Source organism: Lacrimispora sp. 38-1 (assembly GCF_049890855.1).
GTDB lineage: Bacteria > Bacillota > Clostridia > Lachnospirales > Lachnospiraceae > Lacrimispora.
This window is the reverse complement of the sequence record NZ_JBANEW010000061.1, coordinates 55,671-78,288: the sequence shown is the minus strand read 5'-3', so window position 1 is coordinate 78,288 and position 22,618 is coordinate 55,671. Positions and strand designations below refer to the sequence as shown.

Annotated in this window: 12 protein-coding genes and 1 other annotated feature; of the genes, 1 reads left to right on the top strand and 11 read right to left on the bottom strand. The window is 41.5% G+C overall.

Going from position 1 to position 22,618, the window contains the following annotated elements; genetic code table 11:
- The first annotated feature begins 132 nt into the window (after positions 1-132).
- The gene (locus tag V7D18_RS17645) at positions 133-1,464 is read left to right on the top strand and encodes an HD domain-containing phosphohydrolase (RefSeq protein ID WP_426156066.1); all 1,332 of its coding nucleotides are present in this window, start codon (positions 133-135) and stop codon (positions 1,462-1,464) included.
- A gap of 101 nt (positions 1,465-1,565) precedes the next feature.
- Here the strand turns inward: V7D18_RS17645 and tyrS are convergent, their stop codons facing one another.
- The 11 genes from tyrS to V7D18_RS17590 all read right to left on the bottom strand — a co-directional run bounded on the left by tyrS (position 1,566) and on the right by V7D18_RS17590 (position 22,295).
- A complete protein-coding gene (gene tyrS / locus V7D18_RS17640) occupies positions 1,566-2,786 on the bottom strand; it encodes a tyrosine--tRNA ligase (protein ID WP_426156065.1) in 1,221 nt (406 codons plus the stop codon).
- Between the two features lie 41 nt (positions 2,787-2,827).
- Positions 2,828-3,082 (bottom strand) — a binding site (T-box leader).
- 92 nt (positions 3,083-3,174) lie between these two features.
- The gene (gene aroD, locus V7D18_RS17635) at positions 3,175-3,939 is read right to left on the bottom strand and encodes a type I 3-dehydroquinate dehydratase (protein ID WP_426156063.1); all 765 of its coding nucleotides are present in this window, start codon (positions 3,937-3,939) and stop codon (positions 3,175-3,177) included.
- Positions 3,940-4,173: 234 nt separating this feature from the next.
- A complete protein-coding gene (locus tag V7D18_RS17630) occupies positions 4,174-6,009 on the bottom strand; it encodes a flavocytochrome c (RefSeq protein ID WP_426156061.1) in 1,836 nt (611 codons plus the stop codon).
- Between the two features lie 281 nt (positions 6,010-6,290).
- Complete coding sequence (locus tag V7D18_RS17625; protein ID WP_426156059.1) at positions 6,291-7,163, bottom strand: sugar ABC transporter permease; 873 nt, start codon at positions 7,161-7,163, stop codon at positions 6,291-6,293.
- The gene (locus tag V7D18_RS17620) at positions 7,163-8,557 is read right to left on the bottom strand and encodes a carbohydrate ABC transporter permease (RefSeq protein WP_426156057.1); all 1,395 of its coding nucleotides are present in this window, start codon (positions 8,555-8,557) and stop codon (positions 7,163-7,165) included. Before V7D18_RS17620 ends, V7D18_RS17625 begins: the two co-directional genes overlap by 1 nt.
- Before the next feature lie 48 nt (positions 8,558-8,605).
- Complete coding sequence (locus V7D18_RS17615) at positions 8,606-9,886, bottom strand: extracellular solute-binding protein (protein WP_426156055.1); 1,281 nt, start codon at positions 9,884-9,886, stop codon at positions 8,606-8,608.
- Between the two features lie 109 nt (positions 9,887-9,995).
- Positions 9,996-12,245 carry a glycogen/starch/alpha-glucan phosphorylase gene (locus V7D18_RS17610; RefSeq protein WP_426156053.1) on the bottom strand — a complete coding sequence of 750 codons (2,250 nt, stop codon included), beginning with the start codon at positions 12,243-12,245 and terminating at the stop codon, positions 9,996-9,998.
- 17 nt (positions 12,246-12,262) lie between these two features.
- Complete coding sequence (gene malQ / locus V7D18_RS17605; RefSeq protein ID WP_426156052.1) at positions 12,263-13,720, bottom strand: 4-alpha-glucanotransferase; 1,458 nt, start codon at positions 13,718-13,720, stop codon at positions 12,263-12,265.
- A 114-nt stretch (positions 13,721-13,834) separates the two neighbouring features.
- On the bottom strand, positions 13,835-14,830 hold the full coding sequence (locus V7D18_RS17600; protein ID WP_426156050.1) for a LacI family DNA-binding transcriptional regulator: 996 nt from the start codon (positions 14,828-14,830) through the stop codon (positions 13,835-13,837).
- Between the two features lie 197 nt (positions 14,831-15,027).
- On the bottom strand, positions 15,028-16,125 hold the full coding sequence (locus tag V7D18_RS17595; protein ID WP_426156048.1) for a GGDEF domain-containing protein: 1,098 nt from the start codon (positions 16,123-16,125) through the stop codon (positions 15,028-15,030).
- 221 nt (positions 16,126-16,346) lie between these two features.
- Entirely contained in the window at positions 16,347-22,295 is a 5,949-nt protein-coding gene (locus V7D18_RS17590; RefSeq protein WP_426156046.1) for a fibronectin type III domain-containing protein, read from the bottom strand.
- Positions 22,296-22,618: the final 323 nt, after the last annotated feature.

Genomic DNA, 22,618 nt, shown 5'->3' with positions numbered 1-22,618 from the left:
TATTCTCAACTCGTTTTCCAGAGCTGTATTTGAAAAATTTTATACTTAAAAGCCACCATTCTCATCTTTCCATATCTGGACTAATATGGTAAACTATGTTACAGAACTGTGTACGAAAGGAGAATTCCATGCATGCAAGTGCAGTATACCAAAGCTATTAATAACGAAAGTATTCTTGACATCATACGCCGTTTTTGCAATTATATAGATCCCAGGCTCACCGAACATGGCTCCCATGTATCTTACATCGTTTTCCGTATGCTTAAGGACAGTGGTAAATTTTCCAAAGAAGAGCTTAGAAACATCTGTTTTGTAGCCCAGCTTCATGATGTAGGAGCTTACAAGACAGAAGAAATCTCCCGAATGATTCAGTTTGAAACGAAAGATGTCTGGGACCATTCTTTCTATGGATATCTTTTTATCCGTTATTTCTCCCCCCTAAAGGATTTAGCATATGCAGTACTCCTGCACCATATTAACTGGGATTTTCTGGAAAATGAGAGCAGTCTCGATCCTGTAATGAAGGATTTAGGGCAGCTGATACATATTGCAGACAGGATTGATGTCTTAATGTCTCTGCAGAAATGTACCTGGGAAGAAACGCTTTCTTTCTTAAAAAAAGATCAGGGAACCGTTTATGCCCCTCACATCGTAGAGCAGGCAGGAAAACTCTCTTTTAAAAACTCCATTGAAGAAGAATGTAAAATGGACAGCCAGTTCAATGATTTTCTCACTGGAATTCCTCTTTCCGGGGAAGATATCACGGATTATTTGAAAATGCTGGTTTTTATCATTGATTTCAGAAGCCACCACACAGTCACCCATACCATTACCACAACAAGCATCAGTTACGAGCTTGGAAAGCTTCTTTCCTATCCGGATGAACGCTTAAATGTGATTCTCTGCGGCGCTCTGCTTCATGATCTTGGAAAAATCGCAGTTCCTGTGGAGATACTTGAATACCCGGGAAAATTAAGCCGCCAGGCAATGAATATCATGAGAACTCATGTAGATTACACGGAAGAGATTTTTGGCGGGAGCATTGACGAGGCGGTTGCACGAATTGCTCTGCGCCATCACGAAAAGCTGAACGGTTCCGGCTATCCAAAGGGTCTGTCTGCAAAGGACTTATCAAAAGAGGAGCGTCTGGTGGCCATTGCAGATATCATCAGTGCACTTACCGGGACGAGAAGCTATAAGGATACTTATCCGACGGAAAAGATAAAGACGTTACTGGAAGGAATGAAAAACGATCAGCTTGTGGATCCAGATATTGTGAGCATCGCCGTAATGCATCTGGATTGCATTCTTGATACTACAGATGTCCGCTGCAGACCCATCCTTCATATCTATGAAAAGCTGAATAAGGAATACCAGTATCTTTTAGAACTTCCTTCCGATGAGGAAAAACTCCGTTTTTCCCTTTCCATAAAGCAGCCGGAAAAAGCATCTTTATGGCCATAAATCAAAAAGGTTTCTTAAACCTTTTTAAGCACAAAAATGCTCCCTTCCTGGCGAACAAGTAATTTGTCTTACTTGTCTGCCTGAAAGGGAGCATGACATTTTTATTTAGCAATAACCTTCACGAATTTCTTCTTACCACGTCTCACAACTACGCCGTTAACCAGTTGTTCCCTTGTATAGGAAGTTTTTATATCGTTAACTGCTTCTCCATCTACGGTAACTCCGCCCTGTTCCACATTCCGTCTGGCTTCTGAACGGGATGGTGCCAGGCCTGATTTCTGGAGAATGGTTAAGATGTCAACACTTCCGTCTGTAAAATCTGCTTCTCCCAGCTCACATACAGGCATGTTTTCTGCATTGCCGCCTGTAAACAGCTCTCTTGCGCTCTTTTTCGCCTTCTCAGCCTCTTCTTCCCCATGTACCAGCTTGGTCAGCTCGTAAGCGAGGATTTCCTTTGCCTCGTTTAACTGGCTGCCTTCCCAGCTGTCCATCTCATCAATCTGGCTTAATGGAAGGAAGGTGAGCATACGCAGGCACTTTAAAACATCAGCGTCTGCAATATTTCTCCAGTACTGGAAGAAATCGAAAGGAGAAGTCTTCTCCGGATCAAGCCACACAGCACCTGACTGGGTTTTTCCCATCTTTTTGCCTTCGGAATTTAACAGCAGGGTGATCGTCATGGCATGGGCGTCCTTACCAAGCTTTCTGCGGATCAGCTCGGTTCCGCCAAGCATGTTGCTCCACTGGTCATCTCCGCCGAACTGCATGTTGCAGCCATAGCGCTGGAACAGCTCATAAAAATCGTAGCTCTGCATGATCATGTAGTTAAACTCCAGGAAGCTTAATCCTTTTTCCATACGCTGTTTGTAGCACTCTGCACTGAGCATTCGGTTTACGGAGAAATGCGGACCGATTTCCCGGAGAAAATCAACGTAGTTTAAATCCATCAGCCAGTCAGCATTGTTCACCATCATGGCTTTTCCTTCGGAGAAGTCAATAAAACGGCTCATCTGCTTTTTGAAGCAGTCGCAGTTATGGGCGATGGTTTCCACTGTCATCATCTGACGCATGTCGCTTCTTCCGGAAGGATCGCCAATCATAGCGGTTCCTCCGCCGATTAAGGCGATTGGTTTATTACCAGCCGCCTGCAGACGTTTCATTAAACACAGAGCCATAAAATGTCCCACATGCAGACTGTCTGCTGTCGGGTCGAATCCAATATAGAATACTGCCTTTCCTTCATTGACCATTTTACTGATCTCTTCTTCATTGGTCACCTGGGCAATCAGCCCTCTGGCTTTCAGTTCTTCGTAGATTGTCATTCCAATTCTCCTTTACCTAAAAAAAATAAACCCCGTCCTGTTAAAAGGACGAGGTTAAAATCTCGCGTTACCACCTTTTTTTATAAACAGCTCACGCTGCTTATCTCTTCGAGTACTGATGTGATACTCTAGCACAATAACGGGTGCAGGAATCCGTCGCCGCCTACCGGGCCTTAAAACCTTTGGGAGCGAAGCTCAAAGATGTATTCGCAGTCCGTTTTCCATGCGCCTCTCATCAACCGGCTGCTTTCTGTCTGGCTCTCCGTACTGTTACTTGTTCTTATCAATGCTTTTTCTTTTATATGAAGTTAATTTTTAGTATATGAGGTTTTTTTTTATTTGTCAAGATCCTTTTTTATCAAAGCAAACCTGACAGAAAACGTCAAAATTATGAAATAATATCATGAATCTGATTAAGCATCTTCTTTAAATTACCAGCTTCAATCTGCCCCGGAGCCGATTCTTTTCCGATTGCAGCAAAGGTCAGTGCAGATCCGAAAAACTCACCGGAGAACCGGCTGATCACACCCTCTTTTGACATGGACATGGTAATAATGGGGCGGTCCGAAATATAGTGTGACATCTCATAAGTTGCTGTCAGAAGCACCATAACATCCCCCACATTTCGTGGCATCACGGCAATTTTGGGAATGTCTGCGCCCAGCTCAAGCATCAGCTTCACACGGTGAAACAGTTCCTCTTTCTCCGGTGTTTTCTGGAAATCATGATTGGAAGCGATGACACAGACGCCCTCTTTGTGAGCTTCTTCCACAAGTATCTTCCCGGCTTCTTCATCAAAAAACAGTTCCACATCAATCAGATCCACATAACCGGAACGTATAAGAGCAAGATATAGATCAATATACTGCTGCACACTGATTTCTTTTTCTCCACCTTCCCCTGCAGTACGGAAGGTTGCAAGAAGAGGTATCTCCCCAAGGGCTTTTCGGATACATCCTGCCGCTTCCACAACTTTACTGATATCATGTGCATCATCAAGCCAGTCAATCCGCCATTCCGCCACATCGGCTCCGCCGGCTTTTAAGTTTCCGGCAGACAATACCGCATCTTTCACTTTTGTTTCCACCATAGGCACGCATACCTTTGGCACGCCTTCTCCAATGACCACATCTCTCACTCTGACCGTTTTCATTCTGATTCCCTTTCCTTATGCCCTATAGCTTCCGTGAATTATATTTTTTCTATTATAACGTTGAAGTGTAAATAGTTCAAATACAATTTTCATTTGTTAGATTTATATGCACTGTGAAGCATTCCCTGTACTTTTAACATAGTTCCTCCTGTGTCCTGGTAATCTGCCCAAAAGCATTTAAAAATAGCGCCGGAAAGGTTCCAGCGCTATCTTGATTGCTAACATATTTCAGGTTTATTTTGCCTTTTCAAGAGCCGCCGTCACCGCCTCTTTGATTCCCTTAGAAGAGTTGGTTGCGCCTGACACCCCATCTACAGAAGTACTCTGTGTTCTGATAATGGATGAAGTAACAGTTTTCTCTGCCGCCTCATAGATTCCCGGAGTCTCATGATGATCTGTCAGTTCTATGGCAGTCACGCTTCCGTCTTTCACCACAACTTCTACCGTAATATCTCCGTTATTTCCTTTACCGGTTCCGGTATAGGTTCCGTCCTTATAGTTACCCTTTACTTCCGGCTGTGCTGCTTCTCCCTCTTCTGCGGCCTTCATGGTTTTCTCAGTGAAACCGCCGTTTGCAGCAACATAGTCATAAGCCGCACTTCCTGCCAGTCTTCCGAAAACCACAATATCTGTCACCGCGTTTCCTCCCAGCCGGTTTGCTCCATGAACTCCTCCGACTACCTCTCCGGCTGCAAACAGTCCCGGTATTATACTGCCATCTTCCTTTAACACCTGGGTGGATGTATCAATCTTCACTCCGCCCATGGTATGGTGGACGGCAGGAGCACACAATCCTGCATAGTAAGGCGGCATGCTTAACGGAACTTCCATACTTTCTCTTCCGAATTCTGTATCCTTACCCTCCGCCTGGTACTTTGCATACTGTTCCAGTGCTGCCTTCAGCTGATCCTTATCAACACCGATTGCTTCCGCCAGCTCCTCCGGTGTATCCGCCTGGGTGATAATACCCTGACCGATATATTTTTCAATTGCGGATAAGCTTTCTCTTACAGACTGGTCAAATATCATGAAACAGGTTTTGCCCTCCTGATTTAAAATGGCCTCTGAAACCACATCTCTTGTTTCCAGCTCATTGACAAAACGTTTACCGGATCGGTTGACCAAAATTGCACCGTTTCCACGGACGCCTTCTGTGTACATGGTAGTTGTATCCGGATTAACTGTTGGATGGGTCTGGATCTGATCAATATCCACAAGTCCTGCCTTCAGCTCTTCAGCCATGACAATTCCATCACCGGTAGCACCGGAGTGGTTGGTGGTGCAAAAACCTTCTAAATCCTTTTTGTATTTTACCACCATCTCAGAATTGGCTCCAAATCCTCCCGTTGCTAAAATCACAGCCTTACAAGAGATCGTATAAGGCTCGCCGCCCTTTGTTACTGCCTGTACTCCCTGAACTGCGCCCTCTTCGCTCAGTAAAATATGTACTGCTTCTGTCTCTAAAAATACAGGTACATCCAGTTCCTTCAGCTTTGCATTAAGAGCATTTACAAGCATGGGACCTACTGCGGAAGTATCGGACGGACGATGGATTCTCTTAACACTGGCTCCGCCGAACTGCCCTACTACGGATAGATCGCCGCCTATTTCATTGACCCAGGTAACCGCATCTGCAGACTGCTCCGCCATCACCTGAACAAGCTTTGGATCATTTAAATTTTTTCCGCCTTTCATGGTGTCTTCCACAAACAGATCAATGGAATCCTCAATTCCCTCAGCTTCCTGATACGGTGTTTCAGCTGCATTTAAACCACCGGTAGCGCGGACAGTATTTCCTCCTGTAATCGGCATTTTTTCCAATACAACAAGATTAGTGGCTCCTTTTTGAACCGCTTCAACAGCTGCTGTCATTCCGGCTCCCCCTGCGCCGATAATAACAATGTCCGCCTGCTTTTCTTTCTCGTTTTCATTCCCGCCTTCTGCCGCTGCTTCCTGAGCATTCTTTTTCCCGGATTTGTCAAGACTGGTGTAAACCGGACCAGACAATGCAATTACAGCTGCTGCAGCGGCCGCCATCACGGCAAGCCCCACGAATTTTCCATTTTTCATAACATTCTCCTCACTTTTTTTGCTGTCAGTATCAGTTTTTCAGATGATATTATCGCATGATAACTTTGACAATAATTTATCATATATTGATCAGCTTAAAAAGTTTTGGAATATAAAAAAGAGCTTTTGTAAGTAAAAAATCTGAATATACCGTTTATCTATTACGAATACAGCTGGGCAGACTCAGAAGTTTAGTAAAATCGCACCTCACAATGCGAAGTTCTTTCCAGAACCGTACGTGTGGCTTTTCTTCCACCCGCTAAACCAGTCGTCCAACACGCTTAACCTTTGACAGCACCGGATACTCCCTCCACGTAGTATTTTTGTGATAACAAAAAAATAAATGCAATTGGTATCGAGATCAATACACAGCCTGCAAAGAACTGGGTATAATAATATTCCACAAATTCTTTCTCTAACATCGTCCATAATCCGATCGCAATGGTGTAATACTGTCTGTCCTGCCCCAATATTACCTTGGCAAAAATATAATCCACCCAAGGTCCCATAAAAGAAGTTAAAAGTGTTGTAACAATAACCGGTCTGGATAGAGGAATCGTAATTTTACGAAACACCTCCCACTTCGTTGCTCCATCGATAAATGCTGCTTCATCTATGGTCTTCGGAATGGTATCAAAAAAGCCCTTGATGACTAAATATCCCAGTCCCGAACTGCCTGAATATACCATAACCAGCGCGACTAATTTTAGAGGACCTGCCTCTAAAAATCCAAATCCCTTTAATATATAGTAAACAGCATACATTGACATGAACCCCGGAAACATACCTAGTATCAAAGCAATATTCATCATTATTTTACGCATTTTGAATCTCAGCCTGGATGTTACATAAGCGACACATAAAACAAAAAAAGCGGATAATAAGCAAGAACATATTGCTACGATTAATGTGTTGAAAAACCATCTTTCATAATTTAAGTTGCCTGTCTGATCAAATAATTTCTTATAATTGTTCAGCGTATATCCTCTTGGCAATATATAACTTTTATAAGAGCCGCCTTCTGCACGAAAAGAAGTCAGGATAACAAAGAAAACAGGCAATACCCATATAAATCCGAGAATACCCAATAATACATGAACAATGGTATTATTAATGAATTGTCTTCTTTTTAAAGATTTTGTATCTCTCTTCATTATTGGAAAGCCTCCTCATTTTTATAGGAACCTGTGTGACGATAAGTTAATAATGATAATATTGCCAGTATTATAAAGACTATAATGCCAATGACAGCGCCTAAATTGTAATCCTTATTCGTAATAGTCAATTTATATAACCAGGTCACTAACAGATCTGTCTTACCGGCATAATAGTATTCCAGTGATTCCGGTCCGCCACCAGATAATAAAAAGATAACGTTAAAATTATTAATATTTCCGACAAAAGATGTTATTAAATATGGTGTTGTAATAAACAGCATATAAGGTAATGTTATTTTGAAAAATGTGACAATTGCATTTGCTCCATCCACCTTTGCAGCCTCATATAAATCTTTAGGAATATTTTGCAAAATACCTGTAGTTGTTAACATGGAAAACGGAACACCAATCCAGATATTAATACAGATAATTGTAATCTTAGCCAGTGTCGAATCAGTAAAAAACGGGATCGCCTCCGTCGGTCCAATGATACCGATATTACGCAGCATTCCATTCACCGGGCCGTTGGTATTGAAGATCGTTCTCATGGTAAGCAGCGTTACAAACTGAGGTACTGCAACGGAAATGACAAAGATAAATCTCCAAAATTTTTTATATCTGGTACCTTCACGATTGATTAAAATTGCCAGCAACATTCCTAAAATGTAACAGGAAAATGTAGCAGATACTGCCCATATAATCGTCCAGTTAAATACTGGCCAGAATGTGTTGGATAATGTGCCGTTTTGAGCAAACATTGCTGAAAAGTTTTTAAATCCAACCCAGTCAAAGAGATTTCCCGGTGTCTGATGGCTTTTATCGTAGTTCGTAAACGCAATTAATATCATAAAAACAAGGGGAACAATTGTGAAACATAAGACACCTGATACCGGTAAAAACAAAAGAGATTTATGTAAGTTTTGCTCCTTTAAAGATGCTAAATCTTCTCGGAAGGAGGGGATTGCCTTGCCGTATTCTATTTTTTTCTGCGTTACATAAGCACTTCTTACAGATGTCATTGCAAAAAGTATAAAACTAAGAGTCAGAAAAATTGTTACAACACCATAGAGCAGACATAACATGGAATTATCCCCTGGTACATATTCATAAATCTGCTTTGCTTCATTAAAAACCTCTGCCTGAACACTTGTTCCTAATGTCATAAAATCTGCTATGGAATTAAAACCAGCTGTGATCATATAATAAATATAAGCAATTTCTACGAAAAGCATAAACAAGCCGCGAATAATTTGTTTATGCACTAAATTACCTAAACCAAATATTAGGGCGGATAATTTTGTTATCCAATTTCCTTGAATAAAAGCAGCAATTCCCCCTATATCACGAATCGATGTGTTATTATTTGACTTCTTTTCCTTTCTGCGAACCATGATCCAATCCTCTCTAATAAACTATCCGTGGTTTTTGTTAATAGATTTTTATTCTACCTTTAATGTAGCTACAAATGTATCTAACTTTTTCTGTACATTCTCTTTGTTTAACTCACCAGTTTTGATTTCAGTTGCAATGCCAACAGCATTAGACCAGTATTTTGAGGTGAATTCTACGGATGTAGGCTGCATAACAGATGCGGTATTTACTTCGTCTACAATAACCTTTACCATTTCATCTGCCTGTAATTCTTCGGATTCTCCTGCCTTAAGATTGGTAGGTACCTGACCATTCTTTTTAAATCGCTCTAACTGCATCTCTTCACTCCCGAGATAAGCTGCAAACGCTACTGCTACAGCAGGATTTTGGGACTGGGAATTAACACCAATTGCTTTGGAACCATAGAAGCCTTTTAACTGATAATCCTTTCCGTCTGGATTGAAAGTCGGGATTACTGCCAAACCTAAATCATCGCCTAAAGCATCCTTATAAAGATTATAGTTCCAAGAACCGTCAAACCAAGCGCCTATTCTGTGATCTGCTGTTAATTCGGATAGAGAAACATCATCTGCAAATGCTGTTTTAGGGTTATTTATTAAGTCGATTAAGTAATTTGTAACCGCGACACCGGTCGAATTATTCCAGTTAGCACCAGCTGCAAAATCGGTCTGGCTTTCACCATAGATTGTTAAGTCTGCTCCGTAGTACCAGGCACCTAATTTCCAGCCGCCAGCGGGGTCAAAGCAGAAATTGTAGACTTTATCACCTGTATCTTTCGCCATAATACCTTCAACGGATTTTACGTCTTTGGCACTTAACAATGATTTATCATAATACATAATGAAGGTGTTATGAGTGAATGGAATACCATAGATTGCATCGTCTTTTGTCACTGTTTTTACAACAGATTCTCCCATAGTGGATTTAACCATTTCTTCTGTGCTTCCGCCAAGTCTTGCAATAGCTCCTGCATTGATTAACTCATTTAACTGATCACTTGCAAAAAAGAAGACGTCACCGGCTGCTGATACATCTTTTAATATTTCATCTTTTAAAGTATCCTCCCCTTGTGTTTCAACATTAAATGTAATATTCCATTCAGGGTGTAATGCCTGAAAAGATTTTGTCATAGAATCCAGAGTTCCTGTTTGGATTTGATTTTCAGGAGCCCAAATTTTTAATGTTACAGGCTCTGCTTCTCCCGTTTTGGCTGTGGTTGATTTCATAGGTTCCTGAGCTGTACCACTGCTTGGAACATTCTTACTGCATGCAGAAGAAGATACTACCATTGCAGCGGCCATAAGTAAGGCTAAAAAATTTCTCTTCATAAAATACCTCCCCTTAATAAATAGTTTTGATTTTCATCATTCATAGTTACTATCATAAATCAACAGTTTACTTCATTGATTCACAATCAATCTTATTAAATTTTAAAGCTTATAACTTCCAAATGTCCTGATTATAACCCCTGATTGTTCTGTCGGAGGAGAAATACCCTGCACGGCTGATGTTTTCCAACATCATCTTTGACCATTTAACCCGGTCTTCATAATCTTCAATGATTTCTTCCTTTTTTGAGATGTAATCTCTTAAATCCAGTAAGCACATGAACCAGTCTTTTGAAATAAGTTCATGATGTAAGCGTTCCAGATGTTCTTTCCTGCCGACCTTCATCAGGGTATCGCTTACAATAAAGTCAACCAGTTTATGAATCAAAGCATCATTCTCATAAAAATCTTTTGATACATAATCTTGCTTATTGTAATGGGCAATAACCTCTTCACTGGGTTTTCCGAAGATATAAATATTATCTTTTCCCACTAAATCTGCGATTTCCACATTGGCACCATCCATTGTTCCTAAAGTAATCGCTCCATTTAACATGAACTTCATATTCCCTGTACCGCTGGCTTCCTTGGAGGCCAGAGAGATCTGTTCAGATATCTCACAGGCAGGAATCAGCTTTTCCGCTAATGTGACATTGTAGTTCTCAACCATGACTACGTTTAGATAAGAGTTCACTTCCGGATCCTTAGATATCACGTCCTGCAAGCATAAAATCAGATGGATAATATCTTTTGCTATGATATAAGCAGGAGCTGCTTTCGCACCAAATATGATCGTAATGGGTGTTTTCGGCTTATTGCCTTTTTTGATCTCCAGATATTTATAAATAATATACAGTGCATTCATCTGCTGTCTTTTATATTCGTGTAAGCGCTTGATTTGAATATCAAAGATGGAGTTCTCATTGATCTGAATTCCCTGTGTCTGCATTAAGTATTCTTTTAGTACTTTCTTGTTCGCACTTTTTATCTGAAGTAACGTATTTAATACTTTGCTGTCTTCTTTAAACTCCAACAACTTCTCAAGTTGGTCTGCATCCTTTTTAAATCTGTCACCAATCAATTCGCTGATATAGGAGGTCAATGGATGATTGCAATACATCAACCAGCGTCTGAACGTAATACCATTGGTTTTGTTATTGAATTTCTGAGGATATATTTTATAAAAATTATTCAGTTCATTTTGTTTCAGAATCTCCGTGTGCAGGGCCGCAACTCCGTTTACGCTAAAACCATAATGGATATCAATGTGAGCCATGTGCACACGGTCCTCTTTGTCGATGATATATACGGACGGATCATCAAATTTACTTCTGACCTTTTGATCCAGTATTTTAATAATCGTAAGCATATGAGGCACAACCTTTTCTAAATGTTTAACAGGCCATTTTTCCAAAGCCTCCGCCAAGATTGTATGATTGGTATAGGCACAGGTCTTTGAAACAATCTCTATCGCTTCCTCCATGTCAATTCCCTTTTGTACCAGTAAACGGATCAGTTCAGGAATAATCATAGTAGGATGGGTATCATTAATTTGAATTACCGCATATTCATTTAAGTCCTTTAATGAACTTCCTTTCTTTTCACATTCTTCAATAATCATCTGTGCCCCATTGCTTACCATAAAATACTGTTGGTAGATTCTGAGCAATTCCCCCTTCTCATCACTGTCATCCGGGTATAAGAACAGCGTGAGATTTCGCCTGATATCCTCTTTGTCAAAGGTAATTCCTTCTCCTACAATGGTTTCATCCACTGTATCAATATCAAACAGATGAAGTTGATTGGTACGATTCTCGTAACCAGTTACTGCAATATCATATAACTTTGAAGTGACTGAAAAATCTTTGAAGGTAACCGTATAAGAAGTGTCTCTCTTTGTTAACCAGCTATCTCTGGTAATCCATGGATTGGTGGTTTCTTTTTGCAGATTCTCTTTAAACAACTGACGGAATAACCCCAAGTGGTAATTCAAACCGATACCATCACCGTTTAATCCAAGACTTGCAATGGAATCCAGAAAACATGCTGCTAATCTTCCCAGACCGCCGTTCCCCAAAGATGGTTCCAGTTCTACATTCTCAATTTCTGTAATGGATTTCCCATTTTGAGCCAATTCCTTTCTCACTTCATCGTAAATTCCCAAATTGATTAAGTTATTGGATAATAACTTACCGATTAAAAACTCAGCTGATATGTAGTAAACCTTCTTCTTACTCTCTTCCCCTTTCTTTTCATCTGCCATGCTTCTGGTCATATCCAAAAGAGCTAAGTAGATTTCTTCATTACTGCATTCCTGAAGCTTTTTACCGTATCGATTTTGTAATGATTTTTCTAACATTCTAACTACCATACCTTTCATATATACCGATTACTGTTTTGTATCATCTCTTTGATACTGTCAATTTCCTGTTTGAACTCGTCAAAGCTTTTTAACTTCCATTCCCAGTTAGGAGAACCCAGTGTACCCGGTGTATTGATTCTTCCTTCGTCTCCTAAATCAATCAAATCCTGCATCGGAACAATGGCAATGTCTGCAATACTGTCAAAGGTCATTTTTAAAAAACGCCTTGAAATGGTCTGATCCTTATAACCAAGATTTTCTAATGCTTTTCTGATTGCAGCCCGTGTTTCTTTAACCTGTGAAGCATACCAGCCGCGAATTGTCTGATTATCGTGGCTTCCTGTATAGATCACCATATTACGTACATCTTCAAAATCATTGTTATTTTCTTTCGGATCAAAAGTAAACTGTACAATTTTCATTCCCTTTAAATGGTAGTGATTCTTTAATACATGAACCTCTTTCCTTAAATTTCCTAAATCTTCTGCAATGATCTCCAGCCGTGGAAATTTTTCTTTGATCAAATCAAACACTTCATAACCAGGTGCCTCAATCCAATTTCCTTCAATCGCAGTATCAGAGGTGGAAGGAATCATCCAATAGGTATCAAACGCCCTGAAATGATCAATCCGAATGTAATCAAAAAGTTTACTGTTATATGCTATACGGTCAATCCAAAAGCTATAGTTGGTTTCCTTTAAGTACTCCCAATCATAAATCGGATTCCCCCATCTTTGTCCTGTTTCACTAAAATAATCCGGTGGAACTCCTGCGATAAAGACAGGCTTTCCATCTGAATCCAATAAGAAACATTTCTGATTTATCCATACATCCAATGAATCGATTCCTACATAGAATGGAATATCTCCCATAATTTTGATCCCGTGAATGTTGGCATAATCCTTTAAATTCATCCATTGTTTGTAGAACTCATATTGTACAAACATCTCATACTTAATTTCATTGCTGTAAGCAGAGATATCATACTTCTTATCCTTGATCCATTCCTTTTGTTCCAAGCTCCACTCATTCCAGCATCTTAAGTGATTCTGCTTCTTCAAGGTAAGAAATACCGCATATAAGTACACCCATTCCTGGGCGGCAAAATCCTCATAATCTTTTGCAGGTATAAAGTGTTCAAATGCTTTCTTTAAATAAAGCCCTTTGAATGTCCTTACTTTTTCATAATCCACACAGGAACTGTGCTCCATAAATTTTGGCGGTTCTTTCTTTAATAAGCCTTCTAAATACAACTCTTCCAAGCTGATATAGATCTCATCTCCCGCAAAGGAAGAGTAGGGCTGATAGGGTGAATTACCATACCCCACGGGATTTAACGGGAGTATCTGCCATATATGAAATCCGCTTTTTTCCAATAAATCTATTAATTCATAACCATACTTGCCCATATCTCCAATTCCATGACCGGATGGCAGTGATGATAAAGGCAATAACATTCCTGCTTCTCTCATATATCAGCCTCTCCTTTTTTTAGTCCATCTGCTGTATATAGATTCCTTAAATTAACTGCAGCCGGCCCGGAAAACGGTTTCCGAATTCTGAAAAAAATTATATTGATATTATCCTTATTTCTGAATAACATCCATATAATTAATTTTACATACCTCATAGGGTATCAGAACATGTCTGCCGGTTTCACCATCAAGCAATTTCTTGAGTTCATCAAACGCTTGCCTGGACTTCCTTTTAAAATCCTGTTTCACAGTATTCATAGCTATTTGAGTGTACCCCATTAATCGAATTCCATCAAAACCGCATACAGGGCGGAATAAATCCATCTCCGTCAACGCAAACACCGCACCAATTGCCATTAAGTCTGATGCACATACAACCACATTGATCTCGGACGCATACTTTTGTGTAATCTCTCTTGCTTTATATTCATTAAAGTCACCATACTGTATCATGAGTTCAAAAGCATACTCTTCCTGCAGCCTCGTCATAGCCTTTAATCTTTGGTTCGTTATGTACCCGCCTGCACCTCCTGCAATATAAAGTACATGATTAATGTAGTCATTCTCATCAAAGGTTTTTTTCGCCACATCATACTGTGCCTGAAAATGGTCGATGGATACAGATGATGTTCTTGCATTGCTGATGGGGGAATCAACCAAAACACAAAAAAACTCTTGCCTTTCAATAATCTTGTAAATGTTTTTATTCTCTATGGATAAATTGTATATAATCAAACAATTAATTCTTTGGGATTTCAAAAAATTAGTAACCTCTTTGTAGTTCATCTCCTCAAACTGAGAACTAAAAAATGTCACCACCTCTATACGATATTCTTTCGCTTTTTCAAAAGCGCCTGTCAGGTGCTGCATATTGATTTCCTCGACAAACTCACTGTTATGTCGGATATCTACAATCAGCCCTACCCGGTTAAATTCCTTTTTTGAGAGGGAAATGGCAACTGAGTTCGGTACATATCCTAACTCTTCAACAACTTTCTCCACCTTTAATCTGGTCTCTTCGCTTACCAGAGAATAATTATTTAAAACCTTAGATACTGTTGATTTTGCCACCCCGGCCTTTTTCGCCACATCATTTATAGATACCATCAAATTGCCTCCTGCAGAAAACGGTTTCCGTCATCTTAATATACAATTATTTATTCGTCTTGTCAATGCCGTTTTTAATATTTTTCATAATCATATCCTTACTTTCTGCATTTTTTTAGTAATAATATATAACATTCGCTTCGATATTGATTCCAGCCCAGTAATATAAATTTATTTTACTCTGGCACTCTGCTATTTCATTCCGCTGCCTTCCCCTCTCTCATTTTCGCCTTATTCTGATACATAGCCTCATCTGCACGAAGGATTGCTTCATGAATATAATCTCCCGCCTGATGAACCGCGACTCCGTAGGAAAAAGAAACCGGCAGCTCGATAACCCCGCTGCATTGCTCCTGCGCTGTTTTTAGCACACGGTCCATTTCCTCTTCACAAATCCGGCTGCTGACGAAGACAAATTCATCTCCTCCATAGCGGTATAGCTTCATATGTCTGGACTTCTGCTTTAAAATTGCGGATGTGACGCTGCAGATTGCCACATCTCCTGCGGAATGTCCATACCGGTCATTTAACTGCTTTAAATTGTTTAAATCGATCATTGCAACCGTACAGGGAAGCCTAAAATTTATTTTCTCCATCCGTCTTTCATAGGCAGTACGGCTGTATGTACCAGTCATGGAATCGTACAATATTTTCTGGGTGGTCAGAAGAAGGAAATACAAAACAATACATACGGAAGAAACATTCCATATCATGAAACTCAGTCCAAAAAATACCTCCAGACAGGCAGCTGAGCCAATTCCCCCAAAAGCGGCTATAAGAAATGTTGTCTCCGCCCGCCGGTTGGGCTTATTCTGCTGCTTCGCAGAAAATACAATCAGCGTGAGCAGATAAAAAAATCCAACCGTTAAAGACATGGGAAACAGCGGTCCTCTTCTGTATACGTTGCTGGTGCTCACTGAAAAAATCCATCCGCTCCATATACTCAGGACACTCGTGGTAAAATTTATTATCTGGGGAACGTAAAATATTTTTGGTATTTTTCCTAATACACCTGTATCATAAATCAGCACCAGAATCATGGGAGAACACGGGCCGATTGCAAAATTCAAACAGGTTGTAATGCTTCTCAGCCTCCACGCAAACCCATTATCTCCCATAAATGCAAAATACTGATCCAGCCAGGTAACAGCTATCAAAAAAAGCTGCAGACAAATCTCCAGCAGAAACAGGCGCTTGATCTTCTGCGAAAAAAGCTTGTCCACAAAAACCATGACTCCGAAAAATAACAGGATTAAAAGAGGAGCGTAATAGGACTTCATTGCCTCACGAAACATAATGACTTCCTCCCGATCATAAGATGTCGATCATTTTTAAAGCAGGACAAACAAACATTTATTATAGATCTATATTATCATTTAACGGCTGTTTCCACAATTTCAATTTCTGCCATTTTCTACAATTTTCGACAAAAAGTGTGCTGCAAGAACAGTAATATCTCCTGTCTTGCAGCACTCTCTTTTCATTTTTTATTATGCATTTCTGCAGTCAGATAAAATCAGGATTTCCTCCATGCACCATTTTCATCAACCCGGTATCCATCAGGTGTTACCGTATTTAAAAGGCATTCTCCTTTCTGGTTCAAATAATACCAGGTATCCTTTACCATGACCCACCCGGTTGCCATGGAACCATCTGCATTCATATAGTACCAGTTTCCGTCAGTCAGGATCCAGTTTGTCTGCATGGCGCCGTCTGCCGCCAGATAAAACCAGTTTCCGTCTACCTGCTTCCAGCCAGTAGTCATATATCCGTTTTGTCCAAAATAATACCAGACACCGTTTACTTTTGCCCACTCATCTTTCGGATAGGTTCCGTCTTTCTTCTTGAAACGCCAGCCTTTCTCATCCTGCTTCCAGTCTCCTGAAACCTCTCCTGCTTCTTTTCTGATTGCGTAATCCCGGTCAGATTCAGAATCAGAATCCCGGTTAAAATCGGAGGGATCCGGATTGGGAGCAGGTTCTGGTTCTGGCTCTGGTTCCGGTTCGTTGATTCCAGGCAGCACCGCTCCGGCCTTTGCATTTTTAATTACACTTCCCTTTGCAGGGCGCAGGAAGTCACCAAACATAATTCTTCCTTCAACCCGGTAAAAGCATGCAGCGGGATCGAGGGAAAGAAAATTCTCCCCTCCTATGGTATTTCCGGCTTCTGTAAAGAGATAGTTGTTGCTGATCTCACTAGCTGCTATTTTGTCTGCGTAGACCTTATCCAGTTTCGCGCTGTACGCAGCACTCCGGTAGGAAACATTATTATTTACAATTCCGTCTGCCGTCAGGCTGCCGTCCTCATTTTTCTTATAAGGACTTGGACGTAATATAATATTAAATCTCCGGTTATCAAACGATGTATTGTTTTCAACTCTTAGCTCACCTGGATTAAAGTTATCCGTAATTCCGTCCAGATTGTTGTGGAAAGCAATGCTGTTTCGTAGAATGTGTGGTACTTCCCTGCCCTCTCCCCCAAGCTTGAAACCATTGTTTCCGTTGTTATATGCCACACAGTTTTCAATGATGGTTCTGCCGTTTGGTCCGTCAGAGAGCGTATTATATAAATCCCAGCCATCATCTGCGTTATCATGGGAAACGCAATTTATAAACCGGTTGTTATCACCAGAGCAGGACTTTGATGCAAAACCATCTGCATTAATCATGGATCCGTCCTTATTTTCATAGGATTCACAATTTTCAATCACATTATAAGACGGCCATAAACTCCTGCTGCCTCTTGATTTTGTAATGGTAAGGCCTGCATCGCTGGATGTGTTGTGAATCAGGGAATCCTTCATCAGATTATAGCTTCCGTGAATCATTACCCCGCGGCTGTTTTCCACATTACGCCCATCCACATCAAGTCCTGTAATATTCCAGTAATCAGAATCTAAGACAAATATCTTCGAGCTGCCTGTTATGGTAACCTTTCCCAGTGCCGTCAGAGTCTTTCTCCTGTCCTCATTTCCGGAGGCGGTTAACGGAATCTGGAATGCATGATAGGTTCCCTCATTCATGTAAACGGTTCCGCCCGGAACCAGTTTTTTTACTGCCGTCTCAATGGACATGGGATCTGCGGCTGTTCCAGCCCCAGTATCGGACCCTTCCGGCGAAGCATAGAGATCTGTGCCATAGTCTTCTCTCTTAACCTGAAAAGTCTTTATAATCGCTTTTCCTGCATCTGCCCCCTCGGAAGGCACGAAAGTCAGCTTAAACTCCCCTCCCGATTCATTTATGACTGCTGGCATTTTAAACTGAACGCCTCCGGTCACTGCCATATCCGATCCGATTACACTTCCATCCTGGCTTACTGTCATACTTCCTGACTGGTTCGTCAGCGCCTGAACCATATATTCCCGGCTGTTTGAATATTCACCGGACGCCACATACAGTGAGGCGCCCTCATCATCCGGCGCCACGTATGCCGGTGATTCATCGGGTGTTATAACATCCGTTAAATCCAGAGAAATATTTTTAACCGTCATTCTGGCATTTCGGGAAGCAAAAAAACCGACATACATCAGATCCTCATCTAAATGAGATACAATATTGGGAGTTACATTTTTATCTTTAAAGGTATATGTACTGATTACTTTTCCATCTTTATCCAGATGAGAGGTAATAAATCCTTCATCGGTCCGCTCCAGTTTTAACTTAAGCTCCGTATTATAGCTGTTGGTCTTTCCTCCTGACTTATCCGCTTTTCCAACAGATTTTTCGAATGTTTCTGTCGTCTTTACAGACTTTAGATTTCCTGCCGGACTGTTCACACCATAGCGGGCCGCCGCCAGTAAGTTTAAATCTGCATTCAGGGATTTTCCAGCTGCCCCGGCTTCCAGCATGACCATATTAGAGGCAGCCGGATACTCTTCGTATCCCTCCTCCAGGGGATCTTTTCTTGGAGAACCATTCACATCACGCACCATAAGACCTGCCCCTTCCTGCAGATTCGGCTTGGTACCGTTCTCAGGTCCCATCTTTTCCACGATTACATCTGCAGTGAGAACGAAGTTCTTACTGGTTGGCACTTCGGTATAATAAAATGTAAGTCCATCATGTCCTGCCTGAAGTTTGCCTCCTCTGGATTCGATTACCACATCCTGAACCGGTTCTCCTTCCATTCCCAGGGGAGTACCGGAATTTACCGGCCATGTATAATTAGTTCCAACCTTATCCTCCAGAACATTGGATGAAAAGTTCATATCAGTGGACTGGCCAAATGTCGAAGACCTCCATAGAATTTCAGATCCCATCATTCCAAAGCCATCCCATGTAACCTTAGGTCCGCTGTTTGTCCAGTGGAACGGCCCGCTCCCATTTTGGGCTCTCCACCAGGCATCTGCCGCCTCTACACGAAACGTATGAGGTTCGGATAAATCCAGATTATTTACCGTGTAAAATGCATCCGTTGTTGTATAGGTGCCATTCACATGATTGAAATAATCTCCTTCCGTCGTATAAACTGGTTTCTCATCCACATACACCCTGTATGCATAGATCCCCGATTCATCCTCCGGCGCTTTCCAGGACAGGAGCACGTTCTCTCCTGAAACTGTTGCCTTAAGGGCATCAGGATCCCACACCGGAGCCTTGTAATCGTAATTTTTCATCGTTTTAACTGTCTTTTCCTTATATTCATAAGTCTGTCCTGAGTCGCTGAATGCCTCAACAATTATTTCGTTGCTGTCTTCCATCATGCGCCCGATGGTCATGCTGACGTTACTGGCTTTGGGATCAGCAAGCTGATATTTATAAACAGTAGCTGCCAGCTCTCCGTCTGCATATGCCCGGTAACCGCGGACTCTGGGATCCTTATTGGCCGCGAACTTTGCAGTCGCCCAGGTGTATCCGATTCCGCTAAAAGTAACCTGGCTGGATTCCGGTTCTTTTAACTCCGGATCCTCTCCACTTGTTGTCGTCACCTCATACGCAAGTTCTGGTGTCCTGTTTCCTGTCAAATCAACCCCATAAACCTTAAATAAGTAACAGGTATCCGGTGAGAGTCCTTCCATTTCACAGGATGTCCCGCTTACAGGTTTTGTTTTGTCAATTAACTCATCATCCAGGTATGTTTCCACGATATACCCGGCAATTTCCCCTTTACCCGCTTCCTGATCCCCATCTCTTGCAGCAGGCCATTTTAATGTAACTTTCCGTTCAGATCCGCTCTTTACCGCTTCGGATGCGCTGGCAAGCACGGCTGCGTCCTCCGGCCAGACAGGTTTTGACATCGCATCATAAGAATTTACTGACTGTGTTGTTGTACCGGTAAAATTAAGATCACTGCAGGAGCTTAAATTGGCCCATGCCCTGTAGCTTCCTGCTGCTGCATCATCCGGCTCTTTTTCAATATTCTTCCAGTTCATCACCACGTTATTGAAGGTAACATTGGAAGCTCCTTTTAAAATCTCAGAATTTTTTGCAAGCTTCGTGTCAATATTGGTAAATGTTATATCCTGGAAATAAAGATCATGATGAGTATGGGCAGATTTATAAGGCATCTGATCGTCCACATCTGCCACGATATCAATGGTATTTTTCGTAATGGTGTCAGCTGTAATGCGGAATGCATCAATATTATAAAACTCTGCCGGTTTATCTGCCGGTTCTACCGTCATCGCCTGATTCGCATCGCTGTAAGTCGTATTAAAGGTAAATACCTTTTCTGCATCTCCCACTGCACAGTCCCGGATCAGCACATCATAGATCCCTCCGCCGTTTGCAGGTGCACTCTTAAAACGAAACGGCATATCACTGTGATTTAAAACATTATCCTCCACCAGCATGTTTCCAATACCAGCACCAGTATGACTCCCTGCTGCAATAGCGCCTCCATGGCATTCCCTTAGAAAGTTGTTAAATGTCCAGATATCGCTGGATGGCTTCTGATCTGTATCCTGCACACCCTTTCCCATGCCTGTGGCAAAATTGATTGCGTCATCTCCGGTATCAAAGAAGTTATTAAAGACCATGGCGTTCTGGGTATTTCCAAGTTCTATTCCATCTGCATTGTTGGCATCGTAAGTAATGTATTTAACATTTTCTGAAACCACATTCTCGCTGTCAAGGACCGCAATGGTATGCATTGCCGGGTTTTCCGCTGTGATCCCCTCAATATAAACCCCGTTTACGTTCCGAAGAACAATGAGATTGGGTCTGGCGGCATAGGCAGCGGTATTGCTCAAACCATTGCTTTTGCCGTTGTCAAAGGCACTTTTTGCAAGGATTCCCAGGTCCATGTCATTGTAATTTTTATCTTTTCTTCCCACAAATCCTTTTAGAGCATATCTGGAGAATTCAGCCTTTGCCCAGTCAGGGTCTCCGGTCTTCCCTGGCTGAATGGCCGGAAGGTATCCGTTTCCCTCTGAGGCAGGAACCGTTCCGGAACCGTATTTCCATCCGTTTCCATAGATCGTTCCCTTTCCCACGATACGGATGTTCTCAAAGCCGCCCTCCTCATCTGCACTGTAGGTATTGATTAATGCCCAGGATCTTGTGTCTGTGGAATAAGGATACAAAAGGTAGTTCTGGTCATAATGAGCCACATTCGGTGACCCGAAAAGTACTGCACCTTCTGAAAGCTCAAGAGTCATGTTGCTCTTTAAATACAGGGCCCCAGTCATATAAATTCCTTCGGGAACTACAACCTTACCTCCTTCCGAGCAGGCATCAATGGCACTTTGGATTGCCTTTGTATTGGCCTTTGTAAACGAATTCTTCTCTTCATCGCTGGAAGTAAATCCCTCTTCCAATGACTTTGCGCCGTAATCCGTAATATCAAACACTTCCGGTGTACCTGCAGTGGACCAGGAAATGCTGGCACGGCTTCCAAGTTCCTCTCCTGCCGCGTTGACCGCCACTACAGAAAAGGCATAATCCGTATCCGGTTTCAGTCCGTCTGCATGGAAGGAGTGGATATCTACGTTCACCATATCAATATTTTTTTCCTGATAATAATCGTAAAATGCTTTCATGTAGACAGCTGCCCAGTCTGCATGGTCTGCAAAATTACTTCTTGCATCACCGATCTTTTCATCGTTTAGATAAACGTAATAATTGGCAACGTCCGCATAATTCTCCGGCTTGTCCCATACCAGAGTAATTGATGTGTCGTCATAGGCCAGTGTGGGAACTCTTAAGTCAGTCACATCACAGCTCCCCTCTGACGAGCTGTAATGTTTTCCATCTGCAGGTATTTCACTGGCGTTAGAAGGCGAGGCTGTTTCCACAGACAGTGAAACTTCCGCATTGGAAGGTGTGGCAGTTAAGTCCTCCCAAACCTTTGTCTCAAAAATATCTGATACAGCTGCCTCTGACGGTGTGGCATAATCCCCTCCACCCAGGTCCTTTAAGAGTTCTGCATGGGCCAGGCCTCCACCCGGTACCCCCCACTGTGAAAGCATGGCTGCTGTTAAAAGCACAGCCAAAGCCTTCCTGCATTGTTTCCGCAAAGCATTCATACTGATTCCCTCCCGTTGTGTAGTGTAAGCGCTTACAGCAAGATTTTACAACTACCTTTAAAATTAATCAAGCATATTTAACCATCTTTGGTAAATTATTACATTATTTTTATAATTTTATTACAATTATGTCTGATGTTTTCTTATATCTTTTGTTATATTTAACCATATTTCAACCAAGATTTTTATTGGTTTTTCAATGTAAAACTATTGGTTAAGCACTTACATTATTCGACATTTATTTAATTCAGGCATGATATTACCTGCCAAGCTAAATAATCTTTAAGGATAAACATAAGTAACAGTTAAGATTAAACCTTTAT

What these genes read in the sequence shown, in the direction of transcription:
- V7D18_RS17645 (WP_426156066.1), top strand. Translation starts at nt 133, where the DNA reads ATGCAAGTGCAGTATACCAAAGCTATTAATAACGAAAGTATTCTTGAC.
- tyrS (WP_426156065.1), bottom strand. Translation starts at nt 2,786, where the DNA reads ATGACAATCTACGAAGAACTGAAAGCCAGAGGGCTGATTGCCCAGGTG.
- aroD (WP_426156063.1), bottom strand. Translation starts at nt 3,939, where the DNA reads ATGAAAACGGTCAGAGTGAGAGATGTGGTCATTGGAGAAGGCGTGCCA.
- V7D18_RS17630 (WP_426156061.1), bottom strand. Translation starts at nt 6,009, where the DNA reads ATGAAAAATGGAAAATTCGTGGGGCTTGCCGTGATGGCGGCCGCTGCA.
- V7D18_RS17625 (WP_426156059.1), bottom strand. Translation starts at nt 7,163, where the DNA reads ATGAAGAGAGATACAAAATCTTTAAAAAGAAGACAATTCATTAATAAT.
- V7D18_RS17620 (WP_426156057.1), bottom strand. Translation starts at nt 8,557, where the DNA reads ATGGTTCGCAGAAAGGAAAAGAAGTCAAATAATAACACATCGATTCGT.
- V7D18_RS17615 (WP_426156055.1), bottom strand. Translation starts at nt 9,886, where the DNA reads ATGAAGAGAAATTTTTTAGCCTTACTTATGGCCGCTGCAATGGTAGTA.
- V7D18_RS17610 (WP_426156053.1), bottom strand. Translation starts at nt 12,245, where the DNA reads ATGTTAGAAAAATCATTACAAAATCGATACGGTAAAAAGCTTCAGGAA.
- malQ (WP_426156052.1), bottom strand. Translation starts at nt 13,720, where the DNA reads ATGAGAGAAGCAGGAATGTTATTGCCTTTATCATCACTGCCATCCGGT.
- V7D18_RS17600 (WP_426156050.1), bottom strand. Translation starts at nt 14,830, where the DNA reads ATGGTATCTATAAATGATGTGGCGAAAAAGGCCGGGGTGGCAAAATCA.
- V7D18_RS17595 (WP_426156048.1), bottom strand. Translation starts at nt 16,125, where the DNA reads ATGTTTCGTGAGGCAATGAAGTCCTATTACGCTCCTCTTTTAATCCTG.
- V7D18_RS17590 (WP_426156046.1), bottom strand. Translation starts at nt 22,295, where the DNA reads ATGAATGCTTTGCGGAAACAATGCAGGAAGGCTTTGGCTGTGCTTTTA.